The sequence below is a fragment of the uncultured Paraglaciecola sp. genome, from assembly GCF_963977085.1.
Taxonomy (GTDB): Bacteria; Pseudomonadota; Gammaproteobacteria; order Enterobacterales; family Alteromonadaceae; genus Paraglaciecola.
This window is the reverse complement of record NZ_CAXBNC010000010.1, coordinates 1-16,368: the sequence shown is the minus strand read 5'-3', so window position 1 is coordinate 16,368 and position 16,368 is coordinate 1. Positions and strand designations below refer to the sequence as shown.

Here is a 16,368-nt window from a genome sequence, read left to right as displayed (position 1 = left end):
AATATCCTACTAATGAAAAACCGCAGGGGCCTGTTCACTCAATTGCTGTAATTGGGCTTGAAGAAGCTGTGTGGCAGGATCTTTAGGGCACTTACGGATAAAATATTGATAATCAGCAATAGCCACTTGAGTACAATCCAATTGATGTAATAAAAACCCTCTATCCCTTCTTTCATAAGGATCATTGGGACACAAATTCACCAATAACTCGACTGCAGTCAGTGCATTTGAATAACATTTTTCGTTAATGTATGAAGCTTTCAAATTATGCAATAATCTAACAATAGTCTCGTCACAACTTGCTTCATCCAAGGCTTCTTCAGGCATTTTTTCATCTTCTATTTCATGCAAAATAGAAAAATACAGGGCCTCTAAATCATGGCGACTCAGTTGTTTACCATTTAAGGGATCTAAATAAATATTAGGATGATCACTAAATCGACATTTAATTAAAAAATGTCCTGGGAAGTTTACCCCACATACATCAAAACCAAGTGACTTCCCCATGGATTGGAACACAATAGCAAGGCTTACAGGGATACCTGTTCGAAAATCAAGGACGTGATCTAACAAACTGTACTGACAGGTAAAATAGTTCTTCTCATCGCCACTAAAAGCAAGCTCAACATAAAAGAAGTGGATAAATTGTTTAAAATTATTTGCGTCGGAATTAGCTGAACTAATGAAGGCTTTGGCTTGCTCAACCCACAAGTCTACCTTGTTTAAATAATTGTCTGGCAGACAGTTGTTAGGCTCGAACACCTTAGCCAACTGCAAACTGGCCATCAAATAATCCCCCTTATAGATAGCCTGTTTTAACTCTTTCACTCATTTTACCCCACTAAATATACTCACTCCTTTTTATCGGTTTAAGTGGGGTAACCTTTACTGTAATTGCCGCTAATTTCATAAAATAAATCTAAGTCGCTGTTAATTCATACTATTAATGCAGCGAAGCTTAATCTAAAAGAAAATTGGCTGTTTACTGACGGCAACCATGCCTGCATAAGCAATCCAGCTTACTGCTCCTACCAAACCTATGCCGCGCATAAACCCGTTACGGCCAAGCTTTAAGGCTAAAGTCACCATAAATATGTACATCACCAAGGCTAATAATTTTTCAGTGACCCATGCATCGACAAAAGGGTATTGCTTGAGCATGACGCATAATGTGGCGGCAGTAACCAGTAGTAAAGTATCGACAATATGTGGAAGAATTTTGAGCCATTTCTTTTGCAGCATAGGAGATTGCATTGCGTTAAGTATGAATCGCAACAAAAACAACACTACACTTAATGCAATGGCAGTTAAATGAGTATGTTTAATCATTTCGTACATTCTAAATACACCTTAATTTTAGGGGATTACCAATTAGTTTTCGCAGCTCAAACTTTGCATAATATCTTCTATCTCGTCGATATTTTCTTGCAATAGTTCCACCATTTTTGGATCAAATTGTTGGCCTTTTTCGGCAACAATCACTTCCATTACTTTTTCTAGCGGCCATGCTTCTTTATAACTGCGCTTAGTTCGCATCGCATCAAAGGCATCAGCTAGGCTGGCGATCCTACAAAATATATGAATGCCTTCACCAGATTTACCTCTTGGGTAACCTTTACCATTCCAATATTCGTGGTGGTCGCGAGCAATAAGTGCAGCCGCTTTGATAAGTGGGCGATTAGACTCTCTTAATAAGTTGTAACCTATCTCTGCGTGATTACGCACTTTACGCATTTCATCCTCATCAAGGCTTCCCGGTTTCAACATGATACTATCTGAAACTCTAAGTTTCCCAATGTCGTGTAGTGGCACAGCTAAACACAAGGTCTTTAACTCGTCTTTGGATAACTTGGCAGCTCGGCCCAACACCTCACAAATTTTTATCATGCGTTTGGTGTGGTTTTCACTACCAAAATTTTCTTCCAATGAATCAGCTAAACGCTCAATAATTTCCTTTTGAGTATCTTCAATATCTTTATTTAACAACACGTTATCGAATGCGATTTGTACATTCTGGGAAAATATTTCGATTAAATGTTTATCGGTTGCTGTCAATTTTCTCGGCAAACCCGACATATAAAGCAACGACCCTTTCTTAATTTTACTATCACAATAAACCACTAAATATTCATCTTCACAGACCATGGTTTTATTGGCGTAGGCTTGCTGGCATGAAATTAATTCGCGGCCACCAATCACTTCTTCAAGTCGATTACCTTCTTTGTTTTCATATTCGCCTCTACCGGTAAATACATACAACTCCGAACAGTTATATTGTTCTATCGGTTTAGGACCCACCACTGCTGAAGTTAAATAAGCTGTGTCTTTTGTTCCCCCTAATAAGGAAGCCAATTGCTGAACTATGCCTTCAATAAAACTCTCTAAGGAATGGATACTGAAAAGGTCCGCAGATGCAGAAATTATTTTCTCCAATCCTTGCCTATTTTCCTCAATAACAATGATATCGCGGTATGAGCGCAGTGCAGATATAACCACGGTGAAGAGTTTTTGCGCAGTCAATTCAGTTTTAGATTTGTAATCATTAATATCGTAATTAATGATCACATCACGTTCTGGTGCTTGGCCGGGTTGGCCGGTGCGTAATATTATGCGAGTAAAGTGATTATCCGCATCATTTCTAATAAATTCAGCTACTTTTAGGCCTGCATCATCGGTTTCCATAACCACATCAAGCAGTACCACTGCAATATCATCGTGTTCAAGAAACATTTTTTTCGCTTCTTCACCATCGAAGGCACTAATGAATTCAAGGTCTTTATCTTGAAAAACAAAATCGCCTAAGGCTAGTTTAGTCACTGCATGGACTTCAGGCTCGTCATCTACGATTAGCACTTTCCATTTGCCATGCCACTGAACTTCATCTTCTGTATCTTCGGCAAACAAAATTTCGTCAGACATTACACATTCCTTTAAATCAATGACTTGGTAACAAGCTTAAGCTAAGACTAAGCTGCTAAAATTGTGTGTTAAGTTATAACTAATTGATGAAAACAACAACCAAAGGACAAAAAAATCCACTATAAAATATTAATAAAATTTACATGCATCCTAAGGAAATACGGGGCAAGCCATTTAGATCGCATTCATTGCGAATTTTTTTAAAACCATGTTCTTTAAGTATACCCGCCACTTGAGCACTTTGTTGGTAACCGTGTTCAATTACCAGCCAAGCGTTACCAGCCAGATACTCCTTACTTTGAGCAACAATTAAACGAATATCATCAAGGCCATCAGCCCCCGCGGTTAACGCGCTACTAGGTTCAAAACGCACATCTCCAAGTCGCAAATATTGGTTATTTTCTTCGATATAGGGTGGGTTTGTGACAATAAGATCGAATTGTTGACGTGAAACGGCAGAAAACCAATCACTTTGAATAAATTCAACACTTTCAAGGTTATGCAAGATGGCGTTGTCTTTAGCCAATGCGATCGCTTCGGCACTTTTATCTAAGCCTGTAATCAGCCAACTAGGATGTTCACTCGCTAGCGCTAAAGCAATAGCGCCAGTTCCCGTGCCTAAATCCAACACTTTGGTTTTCTCAGGTAAATTTAGGTCAAGCGCAATTTCAACTAAGCGTTCAGTTTCAGGTCGAGGGATCAACGTGGCTGCAGTGACCTTTAAACGCAATGTCCAAAAATCCCTATAACCAATAATATGGGCAACGGGATGACCTAAAGATCTTTGCTCAACGTACTCTTGAAACTCTTGCAACTGCAATTTATCTAGCACTTTTTCAGGCCAAGTATGCAAATAAACCAATTCTTTGTGTAAACAGGCTGCCAACAATACTTTGCTGTCAACAGCCGCTGAATCATGTAAACCATCATCGCTTACACCATCGGCACTGAGCTTGGCTTTAGACCAAGACAATGCTTGCTCAATAGTCAACAATGGATAATCCAAGACAATCTATTCGTCAGAAAGGGAGGATAACAAATCAGCTTGATGTTCTTGTCTGATAGGCTCTAGCACCGCATTTAAGTCACCCGCAATGACGTCATCTAAACAATACAAAGTTAGATTAATTCGATGATCTGTGACCCGCCCCTGTGGAAAATTATAGGTGCGAATACGTTCTGAGCGATCTCCACTTGCCACTAAGTTTCGGCGCGTAGAGGTTTCTTCTGCTTGGCGTTTATCTTCTTCTAATTGAGTCAAACGAGACTGTAATATAGCCATGGCTTTGGCGCGATTTTTGTGTTGTGAACGTTCATCCTGACACTCAACCACTATGCCTGTAGGATTATGGGTAATACGAATAGCCGAGTCAGTTTTATTGACGTGTTGTCCACCGGCCCCAGAGGCTCTAAAAGTATCAATTTTCAAATCTGCCTTATTGATTTCAATGGCTTCAGATTCTGGTATTTCAGGCATTACCACCACAGTACATGCTGAGGTATGAATACGCCCTTGTGACTCAGTATCAGGCACGCGTTGTACACGATGTCCACCTGACTCAAACTTCATTACCCCATAAGAGCCGTCACCAATAATATTGGCAATCACCACTTTATAGCCACCATGCTCACCATCATTAGCCGTCACAAGTTCAACTTTCCAGCCCTGTTTTTCAGCATAACGACTGTACATACGGAACAAATCACCAGCAAAAATAGCCGCCTCATCACCCCCTGCCCCTGCGCGTATCTCTACAAAACAGTTACTTTCATCGTTAGGATCTTTAGGCAGCAATAATATTTGCAGCTCTTGAGTAAACACTTCAATTTTTTGTTTGGCTGTTTTATATTCTTCTTGCGCCATTTCACGCATCTCAGCGTCGTCTTCTTGCATCATTTCTTGCGCGGACTCAAAATCTTGTTGAGCCAACTGGAAATCACGAAAACACTTCACGACATTTTCTAACTGCGAGTATTCTTTCGTTAAGCCTCTGTATCTTTCTTGATCCGCAATAACATCAGCTTCACCTAATAGGGCTTGCACCTCTTCATAACGCTCGTCCAAGGCTTCTAGTTTTCGTTGAACCGATTCTTTCATTATATTCCTGTACGCAGACTAACTTAGTCGCTAATTATCTGATTTTTTTAAGTCTAATGCATCAATTAGTAATGCAAGCTGTTGTGAATCTTGTTCACTGGCCGCATTTTTTAACGCTTTGGTGGGGGCATGAATAAGACTATTGGTTAATTTGTTAGCAAGTTCTATGACCACTTGCTCAGCATCTTTGCCGTCCGCTAGTTGGTTTAGCGCTTTACTCACTAAAGTATCTCGCTGCATCGCACTTTGATCGCGAAATCCTTTTAAAATATCAATTGATGATTGGCTTTGTTGCCAACGCATAAATTGTTGTACTTGTTGTTCTACCATTTCATCCGCAAGTGCTGCTGCATCTTGTCGATTGGCTAAGTTTTTTTCTACTATTTGCTGCAAATCATCCACTGTATAAAGATAGGCGTCATCTAACTCTCCTACCTCTGCTTCAACATCACGAGGTACCGCTAAATCCACAAAAAACATGGGTTTATGTTTACGCTCTTTTAACGCACTTTGTACTAACCCTTTACCCAAGATGGGGAGCTGACTGGCAGTTGAACTGATAACGATATCAGCCTCTTTTAAATGCTGAGGAATTTGCGCCAAGGTTAATACAGAAGCGTTTAGGGGATCGGCAATTTGCTGAGCACGAGCCAAGGTACGGTTTGCCACAGTGAGTGATTTAACATTCTGTTCGTAGAGGTGTTTGGCCACAAGTTCTATGGTTTCACCTGCACCGATCAACAACACTCGGCTTTTTTCCAAAGATGAAAATATATGTTTAGCTAATTGTACCGATGCATAAGCAACAGACACGGCATTGGCGCCAATATCTGTTTCGTTGCGCACCCTTTTAGCCACTGAAAACGTATGTTGAAACAGTCTTTCAAAGTGGCCCTTTATCACCCCAGAATTTCTAGCATCAGTAAAAGCTTGTTTTACTTGCCCTAAAATTTGCGGCTCCCCTAACATCATAGAATCTAATCCACAGGCCACTCGCATTATATGATTGGCTGCTTGCTGCTCGGTATAAAGATAACTGTTTTCTTGTAACTCTTTTGATTGCACGCCATGAAAATCAGCTAACCAATTGGCAATATTCGTTGTCTGTTTATCATCAAGCTGGGCATAAACTTCAGTTCTATTGCAGGTTGACAAAATCACAGATTCGCTCGCACCCGTGACTTGCCGCAAAGATGCCAACGCCTGCACTATTGCATCGGGTGAAAATGCAATTTTTTCACGCAATGCTATCGGAGCGGTTTTGTGATTAATACCAAAAGCAATTAGGGTCATGGAGTGATTAGATAAACTACAACAAAGGGCCAATTAAGTGGCGGCATTGTACGCAAAAGGTAAAACTATTGAAAGCGATGTCACTTGTATGTTCCTATTGACTCAATCGATTTATTTTTTGACGAGTGTTATTCAAACTGTGTTAGTTAGCCAACTCCCTATTAAAAAAGCCTCATTTTCCCTTGCCCTTATTTTATTTCTGGTTGGTTGTGCTACCCCCCCCGCTCCTATTGTGAGTTTAAATTCAACTACACACCAGCTGTCACTAAAACGGCTAGATAACTGGACTATTAAAGGTAGATTAGGCTTCAAAGGCCCTGAAAAGAAACAAAGTGCCAACTTTAGGTGGCAACAGTCACCACAACAATATCAACTCAATATGACTTCTATTATTGGTACGTCTCTTGTAAAGATGCAGGGTAATGATGAAGGTGTCACGCTAATTGCTGATGATGAAACTTATCAAGATACTGATGCAAATCAGTTAATTTGGCGTGTCACAGGCTGGCAAATACCAGTAGAAAAATTACGTTTGTGGGTAAAAGGACAACATCAGCACAATGATCAGGTCATAATAAGTGATCAAGGCTGGGTTAACCAATTGCAACCAAGCTGCAATAATTGCCAAAATTGGTTAATTAATTACGACAACTATAAATTAGTAGGTGATAGTTGGTTACCCCATAAAGTGGTTTTAAATAATAGTTTAGATAACAGTCAGCTGTTAATTCGAGTTAATACATGGGATATACATGAATAACCCCCTGCAGACTTGGTGGCCAAGTCCTGCCAAACTGAATTTATTTTTACACATTAACGGCCGTTACGAAAATGGCTACCATCAATTACAAAGTCTATTTCAAATCTTAGATTATGGTGATGAGCTAGCATTCGATATCAATACTTCGGGGAAAATCACTTTGGCCGACCCTATTTTGGGTGTGGCCGATGCAGAAAATTTGATAGTTAAAGCGGCATTACTATTAAAACAAAGTGTGCCAGCTTCCCAATCTAAAGATCTTGGTTGCAAAATTTATCTTAGAAAACGTTTACCTATGGGTGGCGGTATAGGTGGTGGCTCATCAAATGCAGCCACCACACTGTTAGTACTAAACCAATTATGGAATTGTCAACTTTCTAAAGCCGAGTTAGCGACGCTGGGACTTAGCTTAGGTGCAGACGTACCTATTTTTATTCAAGGGAAAACAGCCTTTGCCGAAGGTGTAGGCGAAAAACTGCAACCTGTAAACTTAGCAGCACAAACTTATTTAGTTTTATTTCCTCAAAGCCATGTATCCACAGCCGAAATTTTTTCATTGGCTGAACTGCCCAGAAATACAGCAAAAATTAATTTTAGGGATTATAGTTTTGCAAACACCCACAATGATTGCCAACAAATAGTTTGTGATCGCTATCCGAATGTTGCAAAAGCATTACACTGGTTGTTAGAATACGCGCCGTCGAGAATGACCGGTACAGGCGCATGTGTATTTGCAATATTTGAGCATCATCAGCAAGCGTTAGATGTTCAAGCTTTATTGCCAGAAGGCAGTACAAGTTTTGTTGCAAATGGTGTAAATACATCTCTGTTACACAGTCAGATCAAAGCACAGTTTAACTAAGTTAATTGGGGTATAGCCAAGTGGTAAGGCAACGGGTTTTGATCCCGTCATTCGTTGGTTCGAGTCCAGCTACCCCAGCCATTTTTGAAAGAAGCCTATGCTGAGAAAGTATGATTTTGAACCTTAACCTAGTTTTCGGTTCAACTCAGCTGCCCCAGCCAATTAATAAGCACCGAGGATATTACCGTGCCGGATATGAAGATTTTCTCTGGAAATGCAGTACCTGAATTGGCCCAAAAAGTAGCAGATAGGCTTTATACCAAACTAGGACATGCAAGTGTTGGGCGTTTTAGTGATGGAGAAATCAGTGTAGAAATTCACGAGAACGTGCGTGGCTCAGATGTATTCATTATCCAATCCACTTGTGCGCCAACCAATGATAATTTAATGGAATTGATTGTCATGATCGATGCCTTTCGTCGCGCATCAGCAGGACGTATTACTGCGGTTATTCCCTACTTTGGTTATGCAAGACAAGATAGACGAGTACGTTCAGCGCGTGTGCCTATTACAGCTAAAGTTGTTGCAGACTTTTTGTCAAATGTAGGCGTAGATCGGGTACTAACCATCGACTTACACGCAGAACAAATTCAAGGTTTCTTCGATGTACCAGTAGATAACGCTTTTGGTACCCCCATTTTATTAGACGATATGCGTCAACGTGATTTCCATAATCCAGTGGTTGTGTCTCCTGATATTGGTGGTGTAGTACGTGCTCGTGCTTTAGCTAAGTTGATGAACGACACTGACTTGGCGATTATTGATAAACGTCGCCCTAAGGCTAATGTTGCCCAGGTTATGCATATTATTGGTGATGTTCAGGACAGAGATTGCATCATTGTAGATGACATGATTGACACTGGCGGCACATTGGCGAAAGCCGCAGAAGCATTAAAAGCCCATGGCGCTAGAAATGTTTATGCCTACGCCACACACGCTATATTCTCTGGCAATGCCGCACAGAATTTACGTGATTCTGTCATTGATGAAATTATCATTACCGACAGCATACCTCTTTGTGAAGAAATTAAAGCCATACCTAAAGTTAAACAACTGACTCTATCTAACATGCTTGCTGAAGCGATTCGTAGAGTAAGTAATGAAGAGTCTATCTCTGCGATGTTTGAATATTAGAGTAAGTCATTATAAATAATAGAAAAGCGGCTACCTTTAGCCGCTTTTTTTATTACTAAATTAAAGTGTATAGTCGTTGTTTCCCATTCGCTCCAGTGTTAATATTCGCCGCCCTTTTTTGGGGATGTTGTATTTTTGCTGTCTGTTGATAGAGAAACTTGCAACACTAACGTAAATTTTGGTCGCAAAAATTTACACACACTTACTATTATTTTTGGAGTTACCACATGTCTGATGGAATTTTCGCACTAGACGCAGAAGTCCGTACTGATTTAGGGAAAGGTGCGAGCCGCCGCCTACGTCACGCCGGTAAAGTACCTGCAGTCTTATATGGAGCGGGTAAAGAAGCCGTTTCTTTGACCCTTGATCATAACAAACTTTTCCAAGCCCAAGGCTTCGAAGCTTTTTACTCTCACGTTCTTACTTTGAATATTGGTAAAAAGAAAACAGAAGTATTGGTTAAAGACATGCAACGTCATGCTTTTAAACCACTTGTTATGCATGTTGACTTTTTGCGTATTGACGCAAAAGTAGCACTTCACACCAATGTACCTTTACACTTCATTAATGAAGAAAAAGCTGATTCTATCAAGTTAAATGGTGGCCACGCTGAACATCACATGGTTGATGTTGAAGTAAGTTGTTTACCTGGCGACTTGCCTGAGTACATCGAAGTTGATTTGTTAAACGTTGAACTAGATCAAACTCTTCACTTGACCGATTTAGTATTACCTAAAGGCGTCACTTTAGTTGAGCTAAACAAAGGCGAAGAAGATCATGACTTAGCCGTTGTAACAGTTAAACTAGCTAAAGGTCCTAAAGCTGAAGATGAAAGCGAAGGTGATGCAGCTGAAGAAGAAGCACCTGCGGAATAAGTTGCTTGACTGATAAACAATTAGCGCAAATCAGCCTAATTGCGGGCCTGGGTAATCCAGGCCCTGAATATCAGCATACTCGCCATAATGCTGGTTCGTGGTTCGTCGAATCACTCGCAAAAATGTACAACTGCACCTTAAAATTTGAAAGTAAATTTTATGGTTACACTGGTCGAATCTCGATTGGTGGACAAGATATTAGACTTCTCATTCCTACGACTTATATGAATAAAAGCGGTCAAGCTGTTGCAGCTATGGCAAATTTTTATCGTATTCCATTAACAAGTTTATTAGTCGCTTTTGACGAATTAGACTTGCCACCAGGTGTAGCAAAATTTAAAACTGGTGGTAGCTCCAGTCAAAATGGTATTCGAGACATTGTCAGTAGCATGGCTAACCAGAAAGATTTTCTGCGTTTGCGAATTGGAATTGGCCATCCCGGCAATAAAAACCGAGTAACTGGTCACGTATTAGGCAAAGCGCCACAAAAAGAACAACAGCAAATTGAAGACGCTATTGATGAAGCAACCCGTTGCCTTGAAATATTAGTCAAAGACGATCTTAAAAAAGCCATGAACCGCTTGCATGCGTTCAAGGCAGAATAATAATTTATTAAACATATTAACTATGACGCACTACGTCAGTTTATTTATATAAAATTAAGAGGAAAACAGAATGGGTTTTAAATGCGGCATAGTCGGTTTACCAAACGTCGGCAAATCAACACTTTTCAACGCCTTAACCAAAGCCGGAATCGAAGCGGCTAACTTCCCATTTTGTACTATTGAACCCAATACTGGTGTGGTTCCTGTACCCGATTTACGCTTAGACAAGTTGGCAGAAATAGTAAACCCTAAACGTACTATTCCTACTACTATGGAATTTGTTGATATTGCTGGTTTGGTCGCTGGCGCCTCTAAGGGCGAAGGTTTAGGCAATAAGTTTTTAGCGAATATTCGTGAAACCGATGCGATTGGCCATGTAGTACGTTGTTTTGACAATGAAAACATTGTCCATGTAGCAGGTAAAGTCAGCCCTGAAGATGATATCGAAATCATCAATACAGAGTTGGCACTGGCTGATTTAGAAACAACAGAAAAAGCACTACACAGAGTTGCTAAAAAAGCGAAAGGTGGCGACGGTGACGCCAAAGCTGAGCTTAAAGTATTAGAAAAAATTAAACCTCATTTGGATGAAGGCGAATTATTACGTTCAGTAGAATTAGACAAAGATGAATTAAAACTCATTAGCTACATGAACTTTTTGACCCTAAAACCAACCATGTATATAGCCAACGTGAATGACGATGGTTTTGAAAATAATCCATACTTAGACAAAGTACGTGAAATTGCTGCCGCTGAAGGCGCAGTAGTGGTTGCCGTTTGTGCTGAAATCGAAGCTGAAATTGGCGAATTAGACGAAGAAGAAAAAGCTGAATTTATGGCTGATATGGGTTTGGAAGAACCAGGCCTAAATCGTGTTATTCGATGTGGTTACGAATTACTTGCCTTAAACACCTATTTTACTGCGGGTGTACAAGAAGTACGCGCTTGGACCTATAAAGAAGGTTCTACCGCGCCACAAACCGCTGGTGTCATTCATACTGACTTCGAAAAAGGCTTTATTCGTGCTGAAATTATCAGCTACGAGCATTTTATTGAATTTAAAGGTGAACAAGGTGCCAAAGATGCCGGCAAGTGGCGTTTAGAAGGCAAGGACTATATTGTTAAAGATGGTGATGTGATCCACTTTAGGTTTAATGTTTAATATTTTTTGGATTTCTCCAACACAATTGTGTTGGAGAAATCACTATTTTTCAGTTAAAGACTAGTTTGTTCAAGCGCTTGAGTTAATACCTGAGTAAATCGCGTAAAATCCTCAATATGCGGTAAATGTCCTAAACCCTGCATTTCGTACAAAGCTCCATTAGGAATAATACTCAGTACTTTCTTCCCTAATTTGTCATAACGCCCAAGTTCGTATTCATTCCCTTGTTTTTGCCAATTTCTGCCTGGCCCTGTTCTATCTCTAGTACCTAGAATTAGACTGACTGGCATAGATAATTGAGTAAACTCTGTTACTACTGGTTGGGTAAATATCATGTCGTAGGTTTTAGCGTTAACCCAAGCTATTAAGGCTTTATCAGGGCCGTTGATTTGCCCAATCATAAAGTCAGTTAGCGCCGCATATTGCTCATTCCATTGACCATCGTAGTAAAATGTTTGTTGATAGTTTTTCACGCCTTGCGCTGTCTTCTTTAGTTCACTCTGATAAAAGAAGTCAGTGTCTTTGTACTCAACAAATTGTAAGTAATTTTCAAGACCTATAGGATTGAGTAATATCAACTGCATAGTTGAATTGGGATACATAAGAGCAAAACGACTCGCTAACATCCCTCCCATGGAATGCCCCAATACTATAGTGTTTTTAATATTCAGACTATCAAGTAAGCTTTTTGTATGACTGGCTAGAACAGCAAAAGAATACTGGTAATCAGTTGGTTTAGAAGACTTTCCAAAACCAATTTGATCGACCATCAGTACACCGTAGCCTAGTTTTTGTAAAAAACTGGCTGTTGTTGCCCAATAGTCGGCAATAAAGTTTTTACCATGTAATAGGGTAACAACAGGTTTGTTGGCTTTTCCAGGCAAAAAACTATAAGCGAGTTTGAGCGTTTTCCCCTGAGATTGCAGATCATAAAACTTAACCTGGTTGCTATAAACATAGTGACTAAGCTCAGCGTCATAGGTTGTTAGAACATTTGTTTCTGGTTGCTGTGCCGCAATATTGGAAGTTAACAATATAGTGCCCAATAGTATCGTCACTTTTCGAAATCCAAGCATAATTCAGCCTTTTTAGTAAAAATAATGTGGTGTAGCGAATGATAAAACTAATTTGCAGGTTTAATCCCACGGATGTTTCATTAAGTGATGCGTTATCCGTAACATGTAAGATTTATTATGCCCTAGCCCCCCTACTATTTGCTATAACGAGTGCCCCCCATTTCAGACTAGTGTTCAAAGAATGTTATCGGGATATTCAACAAAAAATACTTACTATCAAAAACTTAAACTCGATTTAAACCACTAATAAACCGAGTTTAAGACTAGTTAGCTATTCTTCTGACACAAAGTATTGTCCACTTTCAATGTAAGTCACTAGGTAAGATTTACCTGCAGTGCCCAAAGTACATAAATCAATATCAGTATCTGCAATGGTTAAATCATCACAATTGGCGAGACTATAACCGCCACTGACTTCACCTTGACTAGTAGCCGCTAAATCTGCGCCAGCAATGGCGATAGTGTAAGCACCATCAGCAAACACTCTAACTTTGTATTTATCTGCTTCTGACGCCTGTTCTTTTTCGAAAATATCCACTGTTCGAGACTGTCCATCTTGCCAAGCCACAACCCAATAGTCTTCTTTATCATCTAGGGTCACTTCTTTACTTACCCTATTTTCGCCATTATTAGCATCTTGGATAGCAAAGTCGGTTTTATCGTTATCTGATACCCATTCGTAGCGATAGTTTTCGCTTAGGTCTTCAGCTAACACTTCTAGTCGTTTAAAGTCAGAATTGAATACATCACGATTAAAAAGCTCACTTTTGACATGTACCGCGACCGCACGGTCTAGCGTATTAACAACCACTATATCCGCGTAAGAATCAGTCTCAAGTTCTTCTAATATTTCATCCGCAATTTTATCGGACTCTCCGCATGCGGATAAAAGAAAAAGTGGTATACATAAACTCACTAAAGGTAAACAACGACTGATTTTTAACATAACAATTTCCTTGAAGGTGTTAAACATAAGAGGCCGCTAGTGTATCTGAAAGCCTGCCCTGAACATTGAACAAATTTGTAAATGTTTGATTATGAATAATTCAAATTGTGTCATTCATGCCGACACGCTATTTTACTGCAGTATTTGCGACTTAAATGATGGCTATTTAGGTTAAAATGGGTTTCGTTAAACATACATTTGTATGCATAACATTAGTGATTAATGTCCGCCTTCTGAATAGATTGGGCAGACTCCCAAGTAAGCAATCCAGTTGACTAAACTGTGTTAAGCACAACAGTCAGCCAACCGTCACTTTTCGATTAATGAACTTATATAGATTTAAGCTAACTCGCCAGATTTAGGGTTGGCTCCATACTCATTATCGTCATGGCTATCTTGCACCAAAAATACGATTAAAATAATAATACCAATAAGAGGAATGAAAGAAATTAACTGCCACCAACCACTGCGCCCTGTGTCATGAAGTCGTCTAGCGGCAATACTGATACTCGGCACCAACATGGCAAGTGAAAATAGTAGAGAAAGAAATCCCGCACCAAGTACAGCATCGACAACCGAAAGTAGAATGATTAAAATCGTGTAAATGAGAAAAAACATCCAATATTCTTTTCTTCTGGTTCTACCAGTGAATTCTGCGTATTTTTTTAATGGTCCTATAAAATAATCCAAGTTGGATTCTCCTTGTTGTTATGTGTATAAATATAAAAACTAAGGCTTAATATAACTGGAAAATACTGAGTGTCATCTATAATTTTCCAGTGAATTTTTATTGTTTATTAATGACCTACAAAAATTTTCTAAATAGGCTCGTCCAAAAAAGGGAGCTATTTACTTACCCTATTCCAATTAAATCTCTCTCTTTTTCGGGATAAAATCAACTCGAAATTGAAGTAACATCTTGAAAATAATGAGAATAGTCAAAAAGTTATTCTAAACCTAATTGGATGCGGTTTTCGTATTTTTCAATTTAAACCACATTATTGATAGCACTACTGAAATTGGCAAAGCCACCATCAATAAAGGCCAAAACCAGCTTAAAAAAGTGTCGGTGACAAATGACCAGTTTGTACCAGAAGCCGAATGAAAGATGGAATTAGGGTTTTCTATCCATTCCAAAATAGTCACCGTAATCGATACTCCAAAGCAAGCTAATACCGAAACAATCACAGATGATCTTCCTATCACTTTCCAATGTTTAATCATATTTTGTATTCCGTTTATGCATAACATTTATATCAATCCCAAAACCCTAACGCTTTAGGCCCAGTCAGCATTGACCCTTTTATATTACGGGCTAATACATTATTGATATGTTTTACCTTTATGCTTTAACCAACCGCCATAGTGATGACCATTTGGAGCATGATGAGTCCAATGCACTACACCACCTTTATTATTCCATTCATACTCACCGTAAAACTGAACTTGATCGCCATTAGAAATTGAATTAACCCTTGGCGCTAAATCGATGTTATGTGCAATCAGCAGTGTTTGTCCTGATGATAAACGCAAAATGAATTTTTGATGCCGTGCTCCCTCATTATCATCACGCAACAATTTAATTACGGTACCAGTGCCACTCACTTGAACATTACTTTGGCGATTTTTATAAGCAAGTTCAATCTCATCATTGATTCTATTGGTTTTACTATAGGCAAGATCTTGAGTTGGCTTTTCAACAATGGCGGCAGTATTAGTTTCACCACTTGACCAATAATAAAAAGCAGCAAGGATCAATAAAATAACTAAAATTTTTTTCATACTATGTACTCTGATTTAGCGTTACAGGCTATTTGCATCGTGAGGGGAATTTTAGAGTTTTTTTACAGCCAGTAAAATTACTACCTAGATGCACTTAATTTGAGCATTATTGTGTTTACTCAGGGATAAGTATATTGATTTCAATTGGAGATATATTTAGTTTACTCATTAACTATCGAGTACATTTAGGCTCAAAAACACCATCATATCCTCACAAGATGCCAATTTCTCCTGTCACTTGCTTAGTATCTAACCAAACAGACATTTTATTGTCATAAAACGGTTGACGGCAAAAACCTAGATCAGCATAATACGCGCCACTTCGGAGACGGAGTGATTTAGTGGCTACATAGCTCAGTTGGTTAGAGCACATCACTCATAATGATGGGGTCCCAGGTTCGAATCCCGGTGTAGCCACCACTTTTATCTCGTATAGGATAGAAGTATGCGGGAGTGGTGGAATTGGTAGACACGCTGGATTTAGGTTCCAGTGCTTCACGGCGTGAGAGTTCGAGTCTCTCCTTCCGCACCATTTGTAAGATATTGTTGGGGTATAGCCAAGTGGTAAGGCAACGGGTTTTGATCCCGTCATTCGTTGGTTCGAGTCCAGCTACCCCAGCCAATTTTTATTATAAGTTTTTGCTGTGAGTGCAGGTTTTGATCCTTGGTTATACCTTGGTTCGAGTCCAGCTACCCCAGCCAATTTTTAAAGTTAATTGAATCAATGTATTTATTAATCAATTACTTTTTATAGATGAATTGTAAAACAATCTATTTCCCTTGGGGTATAGCCAAGTGGTAAGGCAACGGGTTTTGATCCCGTCATTCGTTGGTTCGAGTCCAGCTACCCCAGCCA

17 protein-coding genes and 5 tRNA genes are annotated in these 16,368 nt (G+C 39.4%); 11 read left to right on the top strand and 11 right to left on the bottom strand.

The features are described 5' to 3' along the window. Positions 1-9: 9 nt before the first annotated feature. The 6 genes from AAC000_RS12920 to hemA all read right to left on the bottom strand — a co-directional run bounded on the left by AAC000_RS12920 (position 10) and on the right by hemA (position 6,310). Positions 10-828 carry a tetratricopeptide repeat protein gene (locus AAC000_RS12920; RefSeq protein ID WP_339723203.1) on the bottom strand — a complete coding sequence of 273 codons (819 nt, stop codon included), beginning with the start codon at positions 826-828 and terminating at the stop codon, positions 10-12. Positions 829-963: 135 nt separating this feature from the next. Continuing rightward, positions 964-1,338, bottom strand: coding sequence for a SirB2 family protein (locus AAC000_RS12915; protein ID WP_339723202.1), 375 nt, complete (start codon positions 1,336-1,338; stop codon positions 964-966). 33 nt (positions 1,339-1,371) lie between these two features. Next, a complete protein-coding gene (locus AAC000_RS12910; RefSeq protein WP_339723201.1) occupies positions 1,372-2,919 on the bottom strand; it encodes a DUF3369 domain-containing protein in 1,548 nt (515 codons plus the stop codon). Between the two features lie 139 nt (positions 2,920-3,058). Further along, a complete protein-coding gene (prmC, locus tag AAC000_RS12905; protein WP_339723315.1) occupies positions 3,059-3,910 on the bottom strand; it encodes a peptide chain release factor N(5)-glutamine methyltransferase in 852 nt (283 codons plus the stop codon). Between the two features lie 21 nt (positions 3,911-3,931). Next, positions 3,932-5,017, bottom strand: a complete 1,086-nt coding sequence (prfA, locus tag AAC000_RS12900) for a peptide chain release factor 1 (RefSeq protein WP_339723200.1) — start codon at positions 5,015-5,017, stop codon at positions 3,932-3,934. 30 nt (positions 5,018-5,047) lie between these two features. Continuing rightward, positions 5,048-6,310, bottom strand: a complete 1,263-nt coding sequence (gene hemA / locus AAC000_RS12895; protein ID WP_339723199.1) for a glutamyl-tRNA reductase — start codon at positions 6,308-6,310, stop codon at positions 5,048-5,050. Between the two features lie 37 nt (positions 6,311-6,347). On the opposite strand from hemA, the gene lolB reads away from it, so the two are divergent. From lolB to ychF, 7 genes are all read left to right on the top strand, one after another. After that, positions 6,348-7,070, top strand: coding sequence for a lipoprotein insertase outer membrane protein LolB (gene lolB / locus AAC000_RS12890; protein WP_339723198.1), 723 nt, complete (start codon positions 6,348-6,350; stop codon positions 7,068-7,070). Further along, positions 7,063-7,932, top strand: a complete 870-nt coding sequence (ispE, locus tag AAC000_RS12885; RefSeq protein WP_339723197.1) for a 4-(cytidine 5'-diphospho)-2-C-methyl-D-erythritol kinase — start codon at positions 7,063-7,065, stop codon at positions 7,930-7,932. Before lolB ends, ispE begins: the two co-directional genes overlap by 8 nt. Before the next feature lie 6 nt (positions 7,933-7,938). Continuing rightward, a tRNA-Gln gene (locus AAC000_RS12880) sits at positions 7,939-8,013 on the top strand. 105 nt (positions 8,014-8,118) lie between these two features. Further along, positions 8,119-9,066 carry a ribose-phosphate pyrophosphokinase gene (locus AAC000_RS12875; RefSeq protein ID WP_339723196.1) on the top strand — a complete coding sequence of 316 codons (948 nt, stop codon included), beginning with the start codon at positions 8,119-8,121 and terminating at the stop codon, positions 9,064-9,066. 227 nt (positions 9,067-9,293) lie between these two features. Continuing rightward, on the top strand, positions 9,294-9,941 hold the full coding sequence (locus tag AAC000_RS12870; RefSeq protein WP_339723195.1) for a 50S ribosomal protein L25/general stress protein Ctc: 648 nt from the start codon (positions 9,294-9,296) through the stop codon (positions 9,939-9,941). Positions 9,942-9,946: 5 nt separating this feature from the next. Further along, positions 9,947-10,546 (top strand): aminoacyl-tRNA hydrolase, encoded by a 600-nt coding sequence (gene pth, locus AAC000_RS12865; protein ID WP_339723194.1) that lies wholly within the window; start codon positions 9,947-9,949, stop codon positions 10,544-10,546. 70 nt (positions 10,547-10,616) lie between these two features. Next, positions 10,617-11,708: a redox-regulated ATPase YchF gene (ychF, locus tag AAC000_RS12860; RefSeq protein ID WP_339723193.1), complete on the top strand. Its 1,092-nt coding sequence runs from the start codon at positions 10,617-10,619 to the stop codon at positions 11,706-11,708. 53 nt (positions 11,709-11,761) lie between these two features. Here the strand turns inward: ychF and AAC000_RS12855 are convergent, their stop codons facing one another. The 5 genes from AAC000_RS12855 to AAC000_RS12835 all read right to left on the bottom strand — a co-directional run bounded on the left by AAC000_RS12855 (position 11,762) and on the right by AAC000_RS12835 (position 15,512). Then, positions 11,762-12,784, bottom strand: coding sequence for an alpha/beta hydrolase (locus AAC000_RS12855; protein WP_339723192.1), 1,023 nt, complete (start codon positions 12,782-12,784; stop codon positions 11,762-11,764). 271 nt (positions 12,785-13,055) lie between these two features. After that, positions 13,056-13,730 (bottom strand): hypothetical protein, encoded by a 675-nt coding sequence (locus tag AAC000_RS12850; protein ID WP_339723191.1) that lies wholly within the window; start codon positions 13,728-13,730, stop codon positions 13,056-13,058. Between the two features lie 339 nt (positions 13,731-14,069). Next, on the bottom strand, positions 14,070-14,420 hold the full coding sequence (locus AAC000_RS12845) for a DUF805 domain-containing protein (RefSeq protein ID WP_339723190.1): 351 nt from the start codon (positions 14,418-14,420) through the stop codon (positions 14,070-14,072). Between the two features lie 267 nt (positions 14,421-14,687). After that, a complete protein-coding gene (locus AAC000_RS12840) occupies positions 14,688-14,954 on the bottom strand; it encodes a hypothetical protein (RefSeq protein WP_339723189.1) in 267 nt (88 codons plus the stop codon). 99 nt (positions 14,955-15,053) lie between these two features. Beyond that, positions 15,054-15,512 carry a DUF3465 domain-containing protein gene (locus AAC000_RS12835; RefSeq protein ID WP_339723188.1) on the bottom strand — a complete coding sequence of 153 codons (459 nt, stop codon included), beginning with the start codon at positions 15,510-15,512 and terminating at the stop codon, positions 15,054-15,056. Between the two features lie 343 nt (positions 15,513-15,855). Between AAC000_RS12835 and AAC000_RS12830 the strand changes: the two genes are divergently transcribed. From AAC000_RS12830 to AAC000_RS12815, 4 genes are all read left to right on the top strand, one after another. After that, positions 15,856-15,932 (top strand) — tRNA-Met (locus AAC000_RS12830). Positions 15,933-15,959: 27 nt separating this feature from the next. After that, positions 15,960-16,044: transfer RNA gene (locus tag AAC000_RS12825), tRNA-Leu, on the top strand. A 15-nt stretch (positions 16,045-16,059) separates the two neighbouring features. Then, positions 16,060-16,134, top strand: a tRNA-Gln gene (locus tag AAC000_RS12820). Positions 16,135-16,293: 159 nt separating this feature from the next. Continuing rightward, positions 16,294-16,368: transfer RNA gene (locus tag AAC000_RS12815), tRNA-Gln, on the top strand.